The organism is Paraflavisolibacter caeni, from assembly GCF_025628885.1.
In the GTDB taxonomy this organism is placed as follows: domain Bacteria; phylum Bacteroidota; class Bacteroidia; order Chitinophagales; family Chitinophagaceae; genus Flavisolibacter; species Flavisolibacter caeni.
In genome coordinates, this window is the sequence record NZ_JAOTIF010000009.1 from 171,925 (window position 1) to 190,152 (window position 18,228).

Sequence of the window (18,228 nt, forward strand, 5' to 3'; positions counted from 1 at the left end):
ATTGTTATTCTATCCAGATGACGCCACTACTGTCTTTTTTATATTGAAAATTGTCGCCGGATGCAAGTTCAAGCGAATACAATACCTCTTCTAAATCCTCTTCCTTTTGATATACTCCGCTAAAAACAAGGTTTCTCTTATCATCATTTTTAAACCTGATCTCTTCTCCATACCATTTCTCCAACAACAAGGCTATATTTCCCAAAGGCATTTTTTTAAATGCCAGTTTGTTGCTTACCCAAGCCGTTTCCAACTGCACAGTGTCCTGCACAAGGGTCATTTTTCCTTTTACTGGCAACAGAGCAGAAACAGCTTGTTGATCATTTAAGTTTTGAGCTCCGTCACCCTTCTCTCCAATCATAGGAAGAGTAAGTTTTTCATTGGGACGTAAGAGGATGCTCCTTTTTTCCTTTTCTCCAACGATCACTTCCACAGAACCGTGCACCAGTGCAGCTACAGCACTGTCTTCGTCGGGATAAGCCCTTACATTGAAGCCAGTACCCAACACTTTTATTTTAAATGCTTTGGTGTGAACAAAGAAAGGTTTCTCCCTATCTTTCGCCACTTCAAAATAAGCTTCGCCCTGTAGCTGAACATCCCTTGTCTTACCATCAAACCGTTTGGGATAATCCAAGGTACTACCTGCGTTGAGCCAAACCTTTGAACCATCAGGCAACACCAACTCTGAACGTGAACCATTTTGTGTAACCAATTGCTGCTGATATACAATATCCTGTTGATTATTCCTTCCAACAAGCCACCATTTCCAGGCGCCAATAAGAGCGAAAATGATACAAGCGGCGGCGGCATAGCTCCTCCAACCTATTTTTCGCACCGGTGTTTCCACTCTCGTTCGATCGAGGATGGATTGCACCATGGCCTCAGCCTTTTGGGAAGTGAGGATATCTTCAAAACTGTCTAAACTATTACCGCTTTGCTGAACAAGTTTTGCTAAGTCCTCGTTGTCCTTGGATTCATTGATCCATTGCATCAACTCAGCTCTTTCTTCTTCCGAAGCCGTTTTGTTGTAATATCGCTTGAATAGTTCTTCTAACCGGGAAGGAACCATAGTATTGATTTGTTTATCCAATTATAAACTTCATAACGGATTCAATATATAAGACACAGGGCTCGGCAAAAAAGGGGGAATGATCGTCATTTTTTTTTAACGAATAAAAAAGAAGGAGAGCAAAACCAGTATTACGCGCTGCTTCACGCATTTAGAGATGGCGGCAACGGCAAGCTCCAGGTGTGTTTTAACCGTTTCCTTTGATATGCCCAATTGTTCGGCAATCTGGTGGTAGGTAAGCCGTTCGTGACGGTGCAACAGGTACACCTCCTTCTGTCGGCTGGGCAACCGGTCAATAGCTTCATCAATCATGGAATAATAAATTATGCTGGGATCAGCTGCCTTTTCTGTCTCTGTATATTCCCTAACCCAGTATTTCCACTGCCTGGACTCCTTAGCCACCTTACGCAATGCGTTTATTGCATGGTTGCGGGAAACCACGATCAGATAAGCCTTGAAATTCTCTATTTCTGAAAGACTTTCACGACTCATCCAGATTTTCAAAAAAACATCTTGCACAATTTCTTCGGTAAGCTCACGTGATTCAGTAATACGGAAAATATGGGTGGAAAGGAAAGGCTGCCAATGTTTAAAGAGCTGACGGAAGGCGGTCTCATCACCCTTGGCAACCAATACAAGCAATGTAGTTTCGTCGTATAAAAGTGGGTCTGTCAATTTGAAATCAAAACTGGTTCGGGCCCAAAAGTAACAAAATGGCAGAAATAAGGAGGGACCTCATTTGTTACTTTAATATTAAGCCCACAACCTTTTTTAATTCGCTCAACATCAATGCCCGCAGCCCGTGGATTAACCACTTACATGGAAACTTTTTCCTTCTAAAGCATTTTTTGGAGGGTAATAAAAACGCCCTAAGAACTGTAATTTTGACAGGTAAATATGCTGAGGTGCGACACTACCGGCCTCACCATAACCCTGGCCGTAGATGCTTTTATAGGGTGTACGAATTCTTACAAGAGCTGTGCGTTCGTGCTACATCCTGGTTCATATAATTGATTGGGCAACGTTAAGCACTTCCCAGTCTTTCATTGGTTTTCCTGCAACCTGGAATGCTAATGGCAAACCATTGGAATCTTTTCCATAAGGAAGGCTTATAGCCGGCAACCCAAAATAATTACAAAAGAAAGTATTGGCAGGACTAATCGCTTGCGGACCTTTTTGTTGAGCTTCTTGAATTGTTGGAACATGGTCGTTCAATGTTGGTAGTAAAAGCAAATCAGCATGATTGAACAATAATTCATTGGCAGCTTCACGGTCTTTCTGCAGATCTTTCAAATCAAATCTCGCTTTATCGAAAGGAATTTGCACATCAATCATTTGATAACCTTGGGATTTTATTTTTTCCGTCATTTTTAAAAATGCCCTTCTTATTTCATCATTACCACTAAAGTTTTGAACTACGCCTATCTTTAAATCATTGATAGGAGTACCTCCATTCTTTTTTTGATTACCCATAAGTACTTCGAGCATAATTTGGGCATCATCGGCACTGCGCGTGGTGATGTCTGTAAATCTTTCACAGCCACAGGTATACCATGCAATGCACCTCTCCAATTCCCCTTCTTAATTTCCTTTTCAGCCTCATTTGCCGCATTCAGTGCATCTTCTTCCAAGATGGTGATGAAAGCATTTAACCGTGGGTTTAATGCTTCAATTTGAGCAAGACAAGCTTTTACAATAGCAACAGGCGATAATTGTTGAGAACGGATCAGTTCACTTATCGTAGAAATAGTCTGAGTATCTATAGCTTTCATGATATTTTTTGGTAATCAATATTAAAATCATGTTGCCATTCTTTTCCATCAGTTGAATTAAACCAGGAACCTTTTATTGTCTTACGGTCAGCACTTAACTTACCCTCAAAACGTTGAAAGAATTTTGGCGCATCTCTCCATAATCCCAAAGTATCTTTTTCTAAACTCATATTATATATTCTTGAAACTACTCTTTCGTCATAATATAACATTTGATATTGCTTAGTAGTGTCATCCTGGCTAATAATAGCCACCGACTTAGGCGGTCCATCACCTTCAACGCTGGAACGCATGATAAGAAACGTCTGCTCTTCAAACCATTCAAACAAGACTGTGCCTTTCAACTTCATTGATTGGTCAGGCAAAAATGAAGTATTATATACCTCCGTTTCCCATTCACCAATCAAAAAATCTAAGTCTGATAGGAATTTATTTTTTTTCATTTAAGAGGTATTTTTGACACAAGGAAATGCCCTAAACTTCAGCTAAGCTACCACTTCTTAGCCGGTCCAAACATATGCAGAGCTCATTAAACGAATGAAAAATGAATTCATTGAGTAATCCCAAAGTAACTGTTATAGGTGCCGGCGCTTTCGGTGGCTGGATAGCACTCCACCTTTTAAGAAGCGGCGTAAAAGTTACGCTACTCGATGCCTGGGGCCCCGGAAATTCAAGAGCAAGTTCTGGAGGTGACACCCGTGTAATCCGGGGAGCTTATGCCGGTGACCAGGACTATATTGAATGGGTTGCAAGATCATTTACTCTTTGGAAAGAGGCAGAGCAACAATGGCAGACCAAAATTTACCAACGCACTGGTGCCCTTTGGATGCACTCTGTTGATGATCAGCATGCACAACTTTCGATAGACCCATTGCACAAACATGGACTGGAGATCCAACATTGGTCAACGGCAGATGCAGCTAAACGATTTCCTTTGTTAAATTTTGAAAGAATTCAAAGTGTTTATTTTGAACCCGAAGCGGGCTATTTATTGGCAAGACGTTCTTGTTCATTAGTACTGGAAAGTTTTGTGCGGGAAGGCGGCAATTATCAGCAGACATTCATCAGGCCAGGACAAATCGTAAATGGCACGATGAAAGAAGTAAAAGCAGAAGAGGGTACAACAATAAAATCTGATCTTTTTGTATTTGCATGCGGACCTTGGCTGGGGAGACTATTTCCGGATGTTATCGGGAGTCTGATTACGCCAACACGCCAGGAAGTTTATTTTTTTGGCACGCCACAAGGAGACCGGCGCTTCAATGAGGAGCACATGCCGGTATGGCTTGTTTTTGGCAAAAGATTTATCTATGGAATACCGGGCAATGATTATAGGGGTTTCAAAGTAGCTGATGATACCCGTGGAGAACCTTTTGATCCAACAGACGACAACCGGATGCCAACCCAATCATTGATAAACATAGTACGTGATGAACTTCGTATCTACATGCCTGCACTTGCAGATGCACCACTATTAGAAGCCCGTGTTTGCCAATACGAACAAACACCGGATAGCGATTTAATCATAGACCGGCACCCGGGAGCTACAAATGTGTGGATCGTCGGCGGTGGATCTGGTCATGGATTTAAATTTGGCCCCGCTCTTGGTGAATATGTTGCACAAATGATACTCGAACAGCAACAGGCAAAAGAGAGATTTTATCTCAATAGAAATAGCCTCATGAATCGATAAGACTCTTATAAATTGAAACACAATTCTATGAAAATTTAAACCCTTAGCGAGCCTCTGAACGCCCTTGCTGCATAGTAAGATTCTGCACCATTGTGATACACCCAGACTTGGTCGTAGCGACGATCACAAAAGAGGGCGCCGCCGAGTTTTCTAATACCAGAAGGTGTTTGCACCCAGCTGGATGTTTTCGTATCGAAATTTCCAAGTTGCTGCAACGCTCGATATTGTTCTTCCGTTAACAGCTCAATGCCCATGGCAGCTGCCATATCAATAGCGTTATTTCCCGGTTTATGTTCTTTCCTTGCCTCCAGCGCTTCACGGTCGTAACAAACACTTCTGCGGCCTTTAGGACTTTCCGCTGAACAATCATAAAAAATATATTCGCCTGTCTTTTCATCATAACCAACCACATCCGGTTCACCGCCAGTTTTTTCCATTTCGTTGAGCGACCATAGTTTATCACTATGAGCTTCCAGCTTTGCTTGTACTTTAGCCCATTCAAGACCTTTATGGCGGCTCATGTTTTTCTCAAAACGGGCTTTCAATACACTGAGTAGTTCTTCACGTTGTTCTAGAGACAACTCCTTGTTATTGTTTTTATTCTTACTCATACTTTTATATGACCTCTGTTGAATTGTGATGTGTCATCCGCAATTTAGAAAGATATAATTGAAGTCTTTCAAGGTTTTGTTTTTGTCCCTCGTCGGCTTTGTGTGATTTGACTATGATCTCATGCATTTCTACTGTATCGAATAGCATAGTCCAGTCTACTTGAGTTTCTTCGCCTTTAGACTCAAAAAGAATGGTAGCAATGAAATGCGGATTAAAGTGTTCAAAAACGATTTTTTGAAGCGGAATAATTTCCTTGAAAATACTCCGGTTAGGATAGTTGGTTCCATCTGGTCCGTGCATGGTGAATTTCCATTCTCCTCCTTCTTGAAAGTCCATTTTGAGAATCGTATTGGTAAACCCGTTAGGTCCCCACCAGTGTACAATGTGCTCGGGATTAGTCCAGGCTTCCCACATTAGGTCGATGGGAGAATGAAACGTTCTGGTAATGCGCATTTCCCTGTTTTCTGTTGCTTCCATCGCTTTATTGTTTATTTCCTCATCGAATGTACAAATCCCATGTTAATTACCTTTCAATTTTATTCAGTACCTTACTTCGTATTGATCCCTACAAAAAGCCTCAATGAACAGTAGACTCATAAAAATACTGTTTACTTGTACAGTAGGTTTGTACATGGCGCTTGTCTGTCTGAATAATGTCACCGACTACCGTTCCAATTTTACCTTTGTTAGCATGGTCGCGAAGATGGAAGACACTTTTTCTGTAGAAAGGAATGGATGGCGATCTGTTCACAACGTGTTTTTCCACCACTTGTTTTTTATTGTGATTATTCTCTGGGAAGCTGTTATTACAACCTGCCTGCTGGTTGGAACCAAAAACATGATTCGTAAGTACCGCACAACAGCAACCGAATTCAAAAAGGCAAAATCTGTTGCCATGTATGGATTTGCGTTGGGTGTTCTGTTGTGGTTTATGGTGTTTATCACCATTGGAGGAGAATGGTTTTTGATGTGGCAGTCAAAGAACTGGAACGTTCAGAACACTGCCTTTTTTCTGACTGCTTGTTTTCTGCTTTTCTTGTTGTACCTCAATCAGGACGATAAATAAATACCACAAATTAAAAGGGCTGACCTTTTGGGTCAGCCCTTTTAATTTGTATGATGCATAAATCCTTAACCTTCGGATAGGAAAACATAACGAATAGCAACCAATACAAACAACACATACATCATCCAATGTACTCTCTTATAATTCCCTGTCAAAACCTTCAAAAGTGTATAAAAAATAATGCCTGCAGCAACTCCATTGGCAATACTGTAAGTAAAGGGCATCATGATGATACACATGAAAGCCGGCAAACCTTCGGTAAAATCATTGAAGTTGATTTCACTGATAGAAGAAACCATAAGCAACCCAACAATGATCAGCGCCGGAGCCGTAGCCGCATTGGGTATCAAGGTAGCAATAGGAGCCAAAATAAGAGCCAGCAAAAATAAGATCCCGGTAGTAACCGCTGTTAAACCTGTACGTCCTCCTTCGCCAATACCTGCGGCACTTTCAACATAAGCTGTTACGGTACTGGTACCCATCAAAGCGCCAAACGACACACCCAAAGCATCAACCAGCATGGCTTTTCCTATTTTCGGCGATTTCCCGTCTTTATCGATCAATCCGGCTTTGTTTGCAGTGCCTACCAGTGTTCCAAATGTGTCAAACAGTTCAACAAAGGTGAAAGTAAACACCACGGTCCAGATGCCCATTTTTAAAGCTCCTTTGATGTCAAGCGCAAAAACAGCCAGGTTTGAAAAATCAGGAAGCTGAAAAGGAGAAAAGCCCTCTGCTATTTGAGTTACACCCATCGGGATACCAATAAGGGTTGTCGCAACGATTCCAATCAGCAATGAGCCTTTTACACGCAAAGACATTAATGCTGCCGTAATGGCTAGCCCTATCAGGGTCAGCAGCATACTTGGATTTTTAAAGCTGCCTAATCCAATGTTCCATTCAAAAAACATCAACCCGGCTTTGCCATTGTTGGCCTGTAATTTTTCGAGCGTTGGCGGAATTACATTGGCGGAGGCTACCATAATTTCCGATAATTTCAATCCTATTATGGTAATAAAAAGGCCTATTCCGACCGTTATAGCCACTTTTAATGAATTAGGCACTGCTACTACTAGTATCTGGCGCACTTTTGTCACTGTCAGCAATAGGAAAATCATTCCGGAAATAAATACTGCACCCAAGGCTACCTGCCAGGGCATGCCTACACCGGCCAGTGCAACGGTGGCAAATAATGCATTCAATCCCATGCCTGGGGCCAGCGCAATGGGGAAATTGGCCACTAGTCCCATGGCTATAGTTACAAAGCCTGCGGAAATGGCTGTTGCAAAAAACACGGCGTTTTTATCCATTCCTGTAGCCGAAAGGATATTCGGATTCAGGAAAAGGATGTAGGCCATGGTCATAAAGGTGGTAATACCTGCAATAATCTCTGTTTTTACAGTGGTCTTATTCTGTGCTAGTTTGAAAAAATTCTTCATTGGACGGGAGTTAAATTGGTTTTGATAATTAAAAAGTCCACTTTGCCGCTACAGTAGGGTTTGCCATAAATCCTTGATTGCCTGCAAAATTCGAACTTATTTCCACTTCACCGCCAAAAGAGAAGTGTGGGGTGGCATTATACCAACATTGTGGTTCTGTAAGGAAAACATATTTCGTTTCATGCTGATCGCCCTGCTTGTCCCAAACAACGTTGTTCTCACGCCAGAAATCAGCAAAGCCAACCAGGGACAGTTTCTTGTTGAAAAAATGCAAGCCCCATACGCCGGTCAGCTGAAAGGCCGCATCATTCTTATCCTTAATATACTTGTAGTTAGCCTGCATAGTAAATACCCGTGTAAAAGAGGCATTATTCCAGGTATATTGCATCCCGGCGAGATAAGAGCTTGGTATGGAAACGGTCAGATCTTTACTCAAGCGGGTAAAGCCACCGTTATATTCCACCCGTGGTTCAAAATTTGAGTTTTTGAAGATTTTAAAACTCCTGGCTATTTCCCAATAGCCCAGTGTCACGCCATCAAGGTCGTGGCTGCCATAATCCATGTCAACGAAAAAGAATGTGGATCCTAATTTGTCGGGCTTAAACATTTCGACCGTACTGGTCAGGTACTTTCTTCCTTTACCAAAATCATAATGCAGTTGAACATTTTGTGCAAACGAGCTGAAAGCCAAAAAAGAAGCTATTAAAAGCAATGTAGATTTTCTCATGTATATCGAATTAAAAGTGAAAACGCGCGGGGTACTATTGGCTAAGGTTGGCTCGCTCCCTTGCACTACTCAACTTGTGAAGTACGAAGAAAAAGGAAAGGTGATTTGACGCTAAGTCAATGCTGTATTTGGCCAAGGGGGCCATACAAGTGCGCAAAGGTAATTGAATGACAAATATTATCTTATAACATTACCTTAAAATAATATTAATGCACATCATGCCAACAAGGATATTCGTTCATTTCCAGACACTCTTGTCTTCAATAATTGGGCTCTATCCCTACCTGTTTTACTACAAACCTAATTGAAGCTGGTATTAACTGAATTTTGTGTTAATGAATACAACCGACATAAACGTTCGATTTTATTGTAAAGGCTTTTTGTCTTTCAGCCTTATTGTAGCAAGTGCACAGCCTGTCTCTAAAACAATATAAAAGGGAACAGTTTCTTCTCCTACTCCCTCTCTCTTTTCAAGGCCCCTGTTGTCAGTTTCAATATTTGTACGAAAAACCTTATCCCCGTTTTCTCTTGCTTTCGAATAATTATCAATTAAAGAAGAAATCTCTTTTCTCTGTTTGTCATTTGGTATTGTAACTGCTTACAGTATCTCGATGGAGAAGGGAACGCGAATCTTTTCCCAGCTCATGATGACATTGGCCGTTCGCTCGCCCGTTTGATCGATTTCGAATTTCAACCGTTCCACGACTTGCTCGGTTATTTTTGGCTCTACTTTTAGCCGAACCATATCATCGCTTTCCTTGTAATCATCGGCTTGGTGCTGGTTCCAGTTTTTGTTGAGGATAACGGTCCACTGTTCTTTTCCGGGTATGGTGAAAAGGGCGTACTTGCCTGCTGGAATGGTTTTATTCCCTACGCGGAAATCTTCTCCTATTTCCAGAGAAGTGGCGTTGTGGGCACCCGTTACCCAAATTTTATCGTACGGCACCAACTTTCCCCAAATCACACGGCCTCGTACGGCCGGTGCGGTGTACGCTATTTTTATCGTAGTGTTCCCGACCCGTTTGCTGATTTCGGAAGGAATACTCTTTTGACCTGCGGCAGCAGCAGGCGGTACTTCTTTTTTTTGCTCCGTATCCTTCTTACCCGCACCGTTGTTGGTACAGGCAAACAAAAAACTTACGGCAAGGATAATCCATATATTTTTTTGCATAAAACGCTGTTTTAAAGATTATTGACCGGCGTTTCCGTAAGCGGTCGTAAGTCAAGCGGCATACCCCTACGGGTAAGCGTCGTTACACTTTATGCTAATGTAACAATGAAATGATATTCAAAAGACCGGAGCCGTCCCCGCGAAAAAATAAATACGTGCAAGAAGTGTACAGCTACGCCCCAAAACAAAGCGGTTGCGCCGGAAAAAGCGCCTGCGTTCCAACCTCCGGCATAGATGCTACAGTAAAGGTGTCCTATATCAATTTGGAATTTCACCCACCAGAATCCTTCATCATTTACACCTGTCCAAATAAGGTATCTGACTGCAGGCACCTTAGTCAAATAATCTTTTAGTGGTTTAAATAGAGATTCTTCCATGAATGTGCTATAACGTTCAAAGGCTTTCCGAAGGCTGGGCATTCCGGACCCTTCAGATTTGCCCTTGCACACGTGTAAAATAGAAAATTGTTGTTGAGTTTAGCACTTTAGCCCAACTTTTCGGAAGTCTATGTTATGCGCTCAGTTTGTGACTTTACAATCTGATAATTTATATAACGTACAAAAGCAGAATTAAATGGCAATGCGCCTGTTTTATTAATTAAATTGGCTTGGGCGTAGATTGTTTCAATATCCTTTTTAAATTCGGCAGTCTTGGACGGTGAAACCTTTAACAGCAGCCGAAATATTTTCACTTGGTATTTAATAAATTCTTCAAAGTGTGCCTTCAGGATATCAAACAAGTAAATCTTTTCGTCTTGTTTTTCAATGAACTTAGATGCTAATACAGACCAACTAGACCATTTAAGCAAGTTGCTTTTTTCCACGTATATATTTCTTCGAGGTGTATCCCATTCAATTTTCATTACTAATTCTGAACCAATTGGTATTGGCTTATTATGAATAGCAAAATTTCTTAAATCTTGTATGAACCTGTGAGCCAAATGTTCTTTGAAAGGATTATTAGCCTTTATGAAGTCAAATACTTGATGATTTTTCTTGAGATAAGAATTATTGTGAACTCTTGCGAAATCTACGTAACCAAAGACTGCAGAAAGATAATTAAACATCAACCTTGCAATTTTTTGTTGAATACTTGACCTAAATCTTGAATCTTTATTTCTCCAAATTAAGTTGTAAATAGCAGAACTATTATGTTCACTTACAATAGTGTTTAAATCGTGGAAGTTCTTAATCAGAATTGACTTAAAGAATAGGTTGGAATGTAAAAGAAGAAATAAGGCTTCACTTTCGGAACCCTTGTATGACTCTATGATTCTATAAAATTCAAATATGTTCTCAACCTTTGGATCTAACATAACGTATAACGGTTAAGGTATTGCTGTCAGTGCAGGCATTAGCATTCCAACAGCTTCAACCTTATTCTATTGTTTAATTATTGTTTGCAGCTACAATATAGCTATTAGCCTCCGCTGCAGCAATATTTATGTTGTAGGATGTTTTAAAAGCCTTGATGATCGTCTACCCAAATTTGATAAGTCCATTTTGGCGCAATCAAAGTGTCACGGTAAAAGAAATCAGGGTCAATATTCGTGGCATAAATTCTTTTCCAAACTAAAATATGGCCCACATCAGCATTTTCTTTCTCTCTATAAAAACTTTTTACTGTTATTTCTATTGTGCTGTCCTTCCATAAGGTAAAACCGAGTATTTTGTCCTTACCAAGTTGTTTGAATATTCTGTCAACTGAAGGATAAATAAAAGTAGGCATGTTTTCAACACTTACCTCGTCAATCAATTTTTGGTCATTTGGTCCCGTTCCATAGCTAAGAGAGGTGGCTTCACCATAGTTATAATAAAAATTATAGAAGTCTGCATCTTCCTGTGTTTCTTTTCCTGTGTCTCCATGATAAACAAAATGCCTGCTGTTTCTAAACTTGAATATGGTGTCAATGTATGAAATAATAATGTTTTTCAAGCTATCATACAAGGGTGTGCTTTGAATTACAGCAGTGTCGTAATTGGTTTCATTGAAAAGTTTTCTAAGTGTTTTTACATCTCGCTTGTGTTCGCAAGAAATCAGTACGAATCCAAAAAGCAACGTCAAAATAAAAGTTTTCATCAAGTCACTTTACATGTAGAAAATAGGTACAAAAAATAGCCTACAACGATTAGGGCTTGCTGGTGTACCGACATTCGCGTTCCGTCTGCATGGAAAGTTATATAAAGTTGAATAAAGAACAAATGCCGAGTGATTGCTCTTCAGCCGGTATATTGGCAAACCATTGTTAGCGGCTGTTAAGTTTGTCGAGTTCAACCCTTGCCATATAATATTCAAATTCCAAATAGTTGCCCTTTAAAGCAACACAACGCTTTAAATGCTCCTGGTATTTGTCAGAATCACTTGTCTGTAATGCTTTTACTGCCTTATAGAACTCTGTTTTGCATTGTTTTCGGTTTTGCAAAACAGGATGCGTTTGCTCTTTGTACAATTTATCCAAGTCGTCCTCAGCAGCCCTCCCTAATATAAATTGGGGAACGACCTGCATGAATCGCTTTAGCTCTTTAGTTGCTACTTTTTGAAGGTCTTGCCTTTGTGTTCGCAACCCAACATAAAAGAGAATGCTTGCAGGAACTGTAATGTCACTTGTATATTTTATCAACTTTCTGTTCGCAACCGGAAACACAAAATGCTCAATTGCACTCATTATATCGCCAATGGCATAGTAGCAAAGACCTATATCGAGGTAAGTGCCGTCGCTTGGCATATTGGATGCCTGTTCGTCTTGTTTAAGCCTCAAAAAGTCCGACAAAGCAGTTTCGTAGTTGCGCAAAAGGAAAGAAGAGATGGCTCTAGCTCTAAGGTCATAATGTTTTAATGATTGGGAATAGGTTGCGTCGGCCATTCGATAGCCGTCCTCAAAGTCATCAACTAAAATTTTGTCCCAAGCATTTACCATTTTGGTTTGTCTCTTTAAATTTCCGCTAACGTCCAAAGGTCTTTAAGAAGGGCGGGCATTTGGAAATGTATAGCCTCACTTTAGCACCTAAGTTGAATAATGATTTGAAGATGAAAGATAGCACTTCAGCCCGACTTTTTTGAAGCCCATGTTAGCCACAGTTCTTTCTTATTGCCACCACTTTCTTAATTCTGCCTCTTTTGCCTTTGTTGTCTCTGGTGCATCAGGGTCGCCGCTCCATGCTTTTCTGTAGGTCTCCCAACCATTTCGAACATACTCACCAGCTACACTAAATTCACCAACTCCAATATCCAGCTTTTCACTTCCAGGAATCCTAAAGTCACCCCAGTTGCACTTTTTGCTTTTTCCTGTTTTATAGCTTGTCCATGTTGCTTCACTACCATTGTTTGAAAATCCATCTGAGCCAAACATCAGAGCATCATAATGCAGCCTGCCCTTCTTATCAAGGTAAAAGTCAGACGTTAGCTTTCCTTTTATTATGCCGCTTGAACTTTGTGTGCTGTCCTCATAAAAAGTAACAAGACAGGTAACAGAGCCGCTTTTGTACTGCTTGTATTCGGGAATAACAGGCTCTTTATACGTCACAGCCTTTTGAACAAGTATCTCGCCTGTAAAATTGCAGATGTTATTTTTTACTCTGGTCTTACCTGTGATATAATACAAGTAAGGGGTGTCTTTGCTCTTTGTTACGGAAGTGTAATGAATATAGAAACGATGAAATTCTTCGCCAATAAAGCCAAGTGGTTCAGGAAAAGGTATCTTATCACCATCACCTTCAATTGTAATACTATCACTCTTCCAGAGTTTACTTAAATCAAAGTTTTTGATGTTGAAGTAAAAGTCAGCAGGCTTAGGTTTTTGAGCCTCAGTCAAAATCGCAGAAAGTATAAATATGCAAGTCAGAATGGTATAGATAAAAGCTCTCATAGAATTGTGGCTAACGGTTCTCGCAGCTTTGAGAAGGCAGGGAAGTCTGGGATACTATTCCTGAACTTATGCATTGCTGCTGAATAGTTGTTTGCCGTTTAAAGATAGTGCTGAAACCCTGTTTTGTCAAAGCTGCTATGTTAGCCGCTTATTCGTTTACAACTGAGTAACGATCTATTTGGGTAAACTATAGGTAATGTTTCCCCGCTCATCCAAGAAGTTCAGTTTAGCAGTTCCTGCGGAATCAACGAGTAGTTGTAATCTGGGCTTTCCCATGCGGTCGGCAAGCATTACCATTGCGGTCTTGCTATCGTCCTTACCCACAAACACACGTTGGGCAAATGCCTTATGACCAGCTTTTGGTTCCATGAGTTTCTTCAGCAATGCTTCTTTTGCGGCTCCAGCCGGCAGTTGCTGCGCTTTCTTATACTCAGCCCGCCAATCCCAAAATGCCGGCGAGGTTTGCCAGTCATCAATATGCAAACCGGTGTTTTGATCGCCATTGCTGTCGGCATATGTCAGGTAAAGCACCTGATTTTGGTTATACTGATCAAAAGAAAGATGTCCGGTGGCTTGGTACTTTCCGCTGCTGTCTTTGCCACCCATGAACACCAATCCTCCGTTTTCTGTGCCTTCATCATTGAAAAAGATCAACCCGGGCCTGTTGCCGCCAGGAATGGGTGGCGTCAAAGCTTTGCCATAAGCCAGCACTTCGGGTGAACGTTCTTTGTTGGAGATAACCATCCGCAGTTGGCCATTGCCTTCTACGATATTGATACGTTCTGCCGTAATTTCTTTGAAGCGGGTTTCACCAGAATTGGTAAAAGCAAACAAACCTGTGATCATAAATAATAAAGTCAATACACCTGCATACCATTTAAGCCGTATCAAATCTTTCTGCATTTTCGCTATTTGCTGCTCCATTAAAAAGTGATTTTAGATGATGATTACAAAAGGGTGCAAAAATAATGCTTCGAAAGAAGATAATGTTTAGGGCTAATCCTCTAATGTATAGTGCTTGATTCTCAAATAGCGGCTAACGGTTCAAAAGTGTTTCCGTCAGTGGCAGAAGTCTGTGTTACTGCCTATCTGGATAAAGATATGGAGCTTATAGAAATTCTAATGCTGGTCTCAGGTATAAAGCTGCCATTGTTGAAAAGCTTTTGTAAAGCGCTGCATAATAGTTTTTTAATATTTATGTCAGTTCGTTCCACTTATCTACAAGTGAAGCATAGAAAGAGGCTGTAGGTGTTGTCTCTCCATTTTCACCTATATGACTGGATTCCAGTTCAAAGAAAATGTCTATAATTTTTTCAATGTGGTCAGAAGTGAGGTCGACCTTGTAATAATTTGTAGTCGTATCGTAAGGTTTTAAATGAAGGTCAGGCTTTTGTATTTTATTGTTTTTGAGAATCCGCTGAATCTCACTTGCCAACTCAAGCTCATGTCTTGAAACAACTTCCTTTAACGTCACATTTAAAGTCGTGCGGTCAAGAACATCTCTTTCATTAATTAACCTCTTATACTCTTCGTCTTTCATGGTTGTTTTTGGTTGCGCTTTACGTTCAGGTATTGCCGCAAGTGGGATATTTAATAGTGTCAAGCCCGGAACTGCAGCTTGGTTTTGTTTTAAAAGTTGAAGTGAAGAACTAAATTAATAACGTTAAGTCGAAACTGTTGCTGATAGCGATTTGTAGCCGATTGCTCCAATGTCCAGCCCCACTTGCGGCAATACTCTTGTTGTGCGTTCGTGCTACGCCTGCCGGAAGATGAGTTGTGTAATATAGTACTTTATTAAATGTTTACTTCGCTCCAGGCGGGCGGTAGCCAATAGTCTGTGCACGGCGCAGGGCATCTAAGGTCTCATCGACTGTAAGCAATACAGTAGTTTCGAATTTTGATAAAGCACCCCCAGCGCTGATCGCAATTCCAACGGCGGCCATCGAAACATTATTCGGTGCTTCCCAGAGGCAGTAGCCATCATACTCACCAAATGCGTACCAGAAGCCATGAAGCTTCCCACCAACAGACTCGATGTATTGGCGTGCTGCCACACGACGGTCTTCTGGATTCTTCATCATTCTAGCCCAAGTTTCCGGTGTGTAGTTGAAACGCGTCATATAGAAAGTCATTGTTGAGGCCTGCTTCGTACTGTGTTGTTGTTCGGGACTCGTTTCCTGAGACTGTAATTGTTTGGTTGCTTTTCCCTGAGGTTGCGGCTTTCCTTGCTGACATGCTGCAGCGGCAATGAGAATAAACAAAACAAATGGCTGCCACATTCGATTCGATAAGATTCGTAATTTGTGGATCATAAAGACCTCCTTTCATTTATACTAAATTAGCCTATTGTTGATGGGCATGTTTAAGAAATTTTCACACATCTTGTTTAGATACAAAAATCTGACTAGAGGTCTTAGTACATTTGCACTGTTGGTATAGCAGTACCATAACTGCAGTAGTTTTATACCAACAACAGGCAAAAAATCTTATTGCTAATAAGAATTCCATAAAAATAAACAAATGCCGGACTATGCACCGGGCTGGTGATAGCCGATTGCTTGGACACGGCCAAGCGCATCTAAAGTTTCTTCTACGGTTAGTAGCACGGTTGTCTCAAATTTCGACAAAGCACCACCTCCGCTAATTGCGATTGCAACTGCTGCCATTGAAACGTTGTCAGGTGCTTCCCAAAGGTTATAACCATCGTATGAGCCGAAAGCATACCAGAAGCCATGAAGCTTACCGCCAACAGATTCAATATACTTTTGTGCGGCTTTTCTGCGGTCTTCCGGGTTCTTTGATAATCTAGCCCATGTTTCAGGTGTATAACTGAAGCGTGTTAAATAAAGAGCCATTGTGTTTAACTTTTAATATTGCCTACTCTTTTCGGTTTTCGGCTTCCCCGTTTTATTTGTCAAAGGCAAATTTGTTATTTATTCTTTCAAGCTACGCTGTCGTCAAAGCATGACGCATAACGGTTTCAGGTATTTGTAAAGGGGCTGAAGTCTGGGTTACTGCCGCTTCACTCTACCTATGCCATTGATTTTAGATTTATAGCGGAAAGATAGTTCAGGAGCAGCCATTTTACAAATACTGCTGTTATACACCGCTTTACAGCACTTCTACCAAACTCTTTCCGAACTCATAGAAGAAGAACAAGTCTTCTTTTTGAATAAGCAACTCATTAACCTGAATGAGTAAAGTCCGAGAATCATTTTCTGTTTCAATGACAAAGCTCCTGTACTTATTCTGTTGGTGAAATTGTTGGAGCTTGTATACAACTGCACTCAGGGTTTCTTGCTCGTTGGCAATGAAGATGTATGCCTTATCAAGCTCAGGATCTTCTGTCCTGCGCCTGTTTTTGTTCCAGGTGGAAAACAAGCCAGTCAATAAATCTTTAGGGTAGATTTTTAAATAAGCAGTTGACCCAGGCTTTAGCCTAAAACGAAAAACGGACTGTAAGTTCACATGTGTTCCTCTGCCTTTTGCTGGTTTGTCAGCCCAAATAAGACTAATTTCCTCTTTATCAGTTTTTATGCAGTAGGTATTGTCAGGATTGAAGTAGCTTTCCTTAGCTTGGCTGATACTGCCGCCAATAGCATCAGCGAACTTTTTCCATTCAGTTTGTAAGGCAGTATCTGTCATAAGGTGGTGTATAACTCAAAAATATGCGAAAGTTTTAACCCCTCCATTCTCAAAACAATTTTAAAACGCCATTCATTCTGAAACACTTAATCCCAAAAACGAAAGTTTCCCCCTCCCAAAAAACTTTCGCCAATACAACTTTCACTACTCTAATTTCAAGTTGTCCCGTGGACTCATCACTTGCAACATATCCCGGTTGGTAACATGCAAATACAGCAAAGTGGTCTTAATATCATTATGGCGCAGAAGTTTCATGATCATGGTCACAGCCGTCCCCTTGTCTAGTAAATGAGTCACAAAGCTGTGCCTCAATGCGTGCACCTTGCCTTCAAACAGTTAGTGGCATGCACTTAAAATACAAAACACTCCGCACCTTGTAAAGACATGTCGTGTTTTCAACCGAGACCCTAAAATATTTTGTGTAAATAGTCATTAGTAACTGTATTAGAGTTTACATCTGTTTTCAAAGATGGTGACAAATTGATGGAGTATGAGCCCCCAGTTTGCCAAGGGCTGGCTCCATTTTTTTTCTATGTTCATGATGGCCAGGTAGACAGCTTTTTCTGCTGCGGGATCATCGGGGAACTGTACTTTGGTTTTAATGTACTTTCTGATGCCTCTGTTCAGATTTTCTATGGCGTTGGTGGTGTAGATGATCCTTCTAATCTCCAGGGGGAAATCGAAGAACGCTGTTAAGTGCTGCCAGTTGTTTTGCCAGGACCCAACGGCATGTTTGTACTTTTTGCCCCATTTGAGTTCAAAGCCCAATAAGGCCTCTTCGGCCGCCTTACAGTTCGGGGCGGCATAGACCTGTTTTAAATCCGAACAAAACTCCCTGCGATCCTTCCATACTACATACTTACAAGAATTACGAATCTGGTGGACAATACACAACTGGGTGATGGTGGCGGGAAATACCCCTTGGATGGCTTCTGTAAACCCCTTTAAGTTATCGGTGCAGGCAATCAGGATATCTGCTACCCCTCTTGCCTTCAGGTCTGTGAGCACAGAGAGCCAGAAGGCAGCGGATTCCGATTCTGAAGTCCACATGCCCAGCACCTCTTTGAGGCCATCGGGCTTCAGTCCGATGACCAGATAAATGCATTTGTTTTGGTAGTGGCCTGAGTGTTTGATCTTGAGCATGATGCCATCCATCCATACCACATAATATA

General features: G+C 41.1%; 24 protein-coding genes. 2 read left to right on the top strand and 22 right to left on the bottom strand.

The window, feature by feature from the left end:
• Positions 1-4: 4 nt before the first annotated feature.
• From OCK74_RS13385 to OCK74_RS13405, 5 genes are all read right to left on the bottom strand, one after another.
• Positions 5-1,069, bottom strand: coding sequence for a FecR family protein (locus OCK74_RS13385; RefSeq protein ID WP_279297552.1), 1,065 nt, complete (start codon positions 1,067-1,069; stop codon positions 5-7).
• Positions 1,070-1,165: 96 nt separating this feature from the next.
• A complete protein-coding gene (locus OCK74_RS13390; RefSeq protein WP_279297553.1) occupies positions 1,166-1,744 on the bottom strand; it encodes an RNA polymerase sigma factor in 579 nt (192 codons plus the stop codon).
• A 327-nt stretch (positions 1,745-2,071) separates the two neighbouring features.
• Positions 2,072-2,557, bottom strand: a complete 486-nt coding sequence (locus OCK74_RS13395; protein ID WP_279297554.1) for an amidase family protein — start codon at positions 2,555-2,557, stop codon at positions 2,072-2,074.
• Positions 2,497-2,841 (bottom strand): amidase family protein, encoded by a 345-nt coding sequence (locus OCK74_RS13400; RefSeq protein ID WP_279297555.1) that lies wholly within the window; start codon positions 2,839-2,841, stop codon positions 2,497-2,499. The genes OCK74_RS13395 and OCK74_RS13400 overlap by 61 nt, the downstream gene beginning before the upstream one ends.
• Positions 2,838-3,284 carry a hypothetical protein gene (locus OCK74_RS13405; protein WP_279297556.1) on the bottom strand — a complete coding sequence of 149 codons (447 nt, stop codon included), beginning with the start codon at positions 3,282-3,284 and terminating at the stop codon, positions 2,838-2,840. Before OCK74_RS13405 ends, OCK74_RS13400 begins: the two co-directional genes overlap by 4 nt.
• A 101-nt stretch (positions 3,285-3,385) precedes the next feature.
• On the opposite strand from OCK74_RS13405, the gene OCK74_RS13410 reads away from it, so the two are divergent.
• Positions 3,386-4,534, top strand: coding sequence for an FAD-dependent oxidoreductase (locus OCK74_RS13410; protein ID WP_279297557.1), 1,149 nt, complete (start codon positions 3,386-3,388; stop codon positions 4,532-4,534).
• 35 nt (positions 4,535-4,569) lie between these two features.
• On the opposite strand, the gene OCK74_RS13415 is transcribed toward OCK74_RS13410, so the two are convergent.
• Both OCK74_RS13415 and OCK74_RS13420 read right to left on the bottom strand, forming a co-directional pair.
• Positions 4,570-5,115, bottom strand: a complete 546-nt coding sequence (locus OCK74_RS13415) for a DUF4256 domain-containing protein (protein ID WP_279297558.1) — start codon at positions 5,113-5,115, stop codon at positions 4,570-4,572.
• Positions 5,116-5,149: 34 nt separating this feature from the next.
• Entirely contained in the window at positions 5,150-5,623 is a 474-nt protein-coding gene (locus tag OCK74_RS13420) for an SRPBCC family protein (RefSeq protein ID WP_279297559.1), read from the bottom strand.
• Positions 5,624-5,726: 103 nt separating this feature from the next.
• On the opposite strand from OCK74_RS13420, the gene OCK74_RS13425 reads away from it, so the two are divergent.
• Positions 5,727-6,212 (top strand): DUF2165 domain-containing protein, encoded by a 486-nt coding sequence (locus OCK74_RS13425; protein ID WP_279297560.1) that lies wholly within the window; start codon positions 5,727-5,729, stop codon positions 6,210-6,212.
• 65 nt (positions 6,213-6,277) lie between these two features.
• On the opposite strand, the gene OCK74_RS13430 is transcribed toward OCK74_RS13425, so the two are convergent.
• The 15 genes from OCK74_RS13430 to OCK74_RS13495 all read right to left on the bottom strand — a co-directional run.
• Positions 6,278-7,648, bottom strand: coding sequence for an NCS2 family permease (locus tag OCK74_RS13430; RefSeq protein WP_279297561.1), 1,371 nt, complete (start codon positions 7,646-7,648; stop codon positions 6,278-6,280).
• 28 nt (positions 7,649-7,676) lie between these two features.
• Complete coding sequence (locus OCK74_RS13435) at positions 7,677-8,375, bottom strand: DUF5020 family protein (RefSeq protein ID WP_279297562.1); 699 nt, start codon at positions 8,373-8,375, stop codon at positions 7,677-7,679.
• A gap of 598 nt (positions 8,376-8,973) precedes the next feature.
• Positions 8,974-9,546 (bottom strand): DUF2911 domain-containing protein, encoded by a 573-nt coding sequence (locus OCK74_RS13440; protein ID WP_279297563.1) that lies wholly within the window; start codon positions 9,544-9,546, stop codon positions 8,974-8,976.
• 89 nt (positions 9,547-9,635) lie between these two features.
• Positions 9,636-9,923, bottom strand: coding sequence for a hypothetical protein (locus OCK74_RS13445; RefSeq protein WP_279297564.1), 288 nt, complete (start codon positions 9,921-9,923; stop codon positions 9,636-9,638).
• A 128-nt stretch (positions 9,924-10,051) separates the two neighbouring features.
• Positions 10,052-10,861 (bottom strand): hypothetical protein, encoded by an 810-nt coding sequence (locus OCK74_RS13450; protein ID WP_279297565.1) that lies wholly within the window; start codon positions 10,859-10,861, stop codon positions 10,052-10,054.
• Positions 10,862-11,004: 143 nt separating this feature from the next.
• Positions 11,005-11,625: a hypothetical protein gene (locus tag OCK74_RS13455; RefSeq protein WP_279297566.1), complete on the bottom strand. Its 621-nt coding sequence runs from the start codon at positions 11,623-11,625 to the stop codon at positions 11,005-11,007.
• A 166-nt stretch (positions 11,626-11,791) separates the two neighbouring features.
• On the bottom strand, positions 11,792-12,463 hold the full coding sequence (locus OCK74_RS13460) for a hypothetical protein (protein WP_279297567.1): 672 nt from the start codon (positions 12,461-12,463) through the stop codon (positions 11,792-11,794).
• 168 nt (positions 12,464-12,631) lie between these two features.
• Complete coding sequence (locus tag OCK74_RS13465; protein WP_279297568.1) at positions 12,632-13,411, bottom strand: hypothetical protein; 780 nt, start codon at positions 13,409-13,411, stop codon at positions 12,632-12,634.
• A gap of 174 nt (positions 13,412-13,585) precedes the next feature.
• Complete coding sequence (locus OCK74_RS13470) at positions 13,586-14,335, bottom strand: hypothetical protein (RefSeq protein WP_279297569.1); 750 nt, start codon at positions 14,333-14,335, stop codon at positions 13,586-13,588.
• Positions 14,336-14,606: 271 nt separating this feature from the next.
• On the bottom strand, positions 14,607-14,951 hold the full coding sequence (locus OCK74_RS13475; RefSeq protein WP_279297570.1) for a hypothetical protein: 345 nt from the start codon (positions 14,949-14,951) through the stop codon (positions 14,607-14,609).
• A 262-nt stretch (positions 14,952-15,213) separates the two neighbouring features.
• Positions 15,214-15,723, bottom strand: coding sequence for a GYD domain-containing protein (locus OCK74_RS13480; protein ID WP_279297571.1), 510 nt, complete (start codon positions 15,721-15,723; stop codon positions 15,214-15,216).
• 216 nt (positions 15,724-15,939) lie between these two features.
• The gene (locus OCK74_RS13485; protein ID WP_279297572.1) at positions 15,940-16,266 is read right to left on the bottom strand and encodes a GYD domain-containing protein; all 327 of its coding nucleotides are present in this window, start codon (positions 16,264-16,266) and stop codon (positions 15,940-15,942) included.
• 256 nt (positions 16,267-16,522) lie between these two features.
• Positions 16,523-17,056 carry a hypothetical protein gene (locus OCK74_RS13490; RefSeq protein ID WP_279297573.1) on the bottom strand — a complete coding sequence of 178 codons (534 nt, stop codon included), beginning with the start codon at positions 17,054-17,056 and terminating at the stop codon, positions 16,523-16,525.
• 144 nt (positions 17,057-17,200) lie between these two features.
• Entirely contained in the window at positions 17,201-17,377 is a 177-nt protein-coding gene (locus tag OCK74_RS27970) for a tyrosine-type recombinase/integrase (protein ID WP_423803159.1), read from the bottom strand.
• A 123-nt stretch (positions 17,378-17,500) separates the two neighbouring features.
• On the bottom strand, positions 17,501-18,228 hold a 728-nt coding region (locus tag OCK74_RS13495; RefSeq protein ID WP_279297574.1), incomplete at its 5' end, for an IS256 family transposase.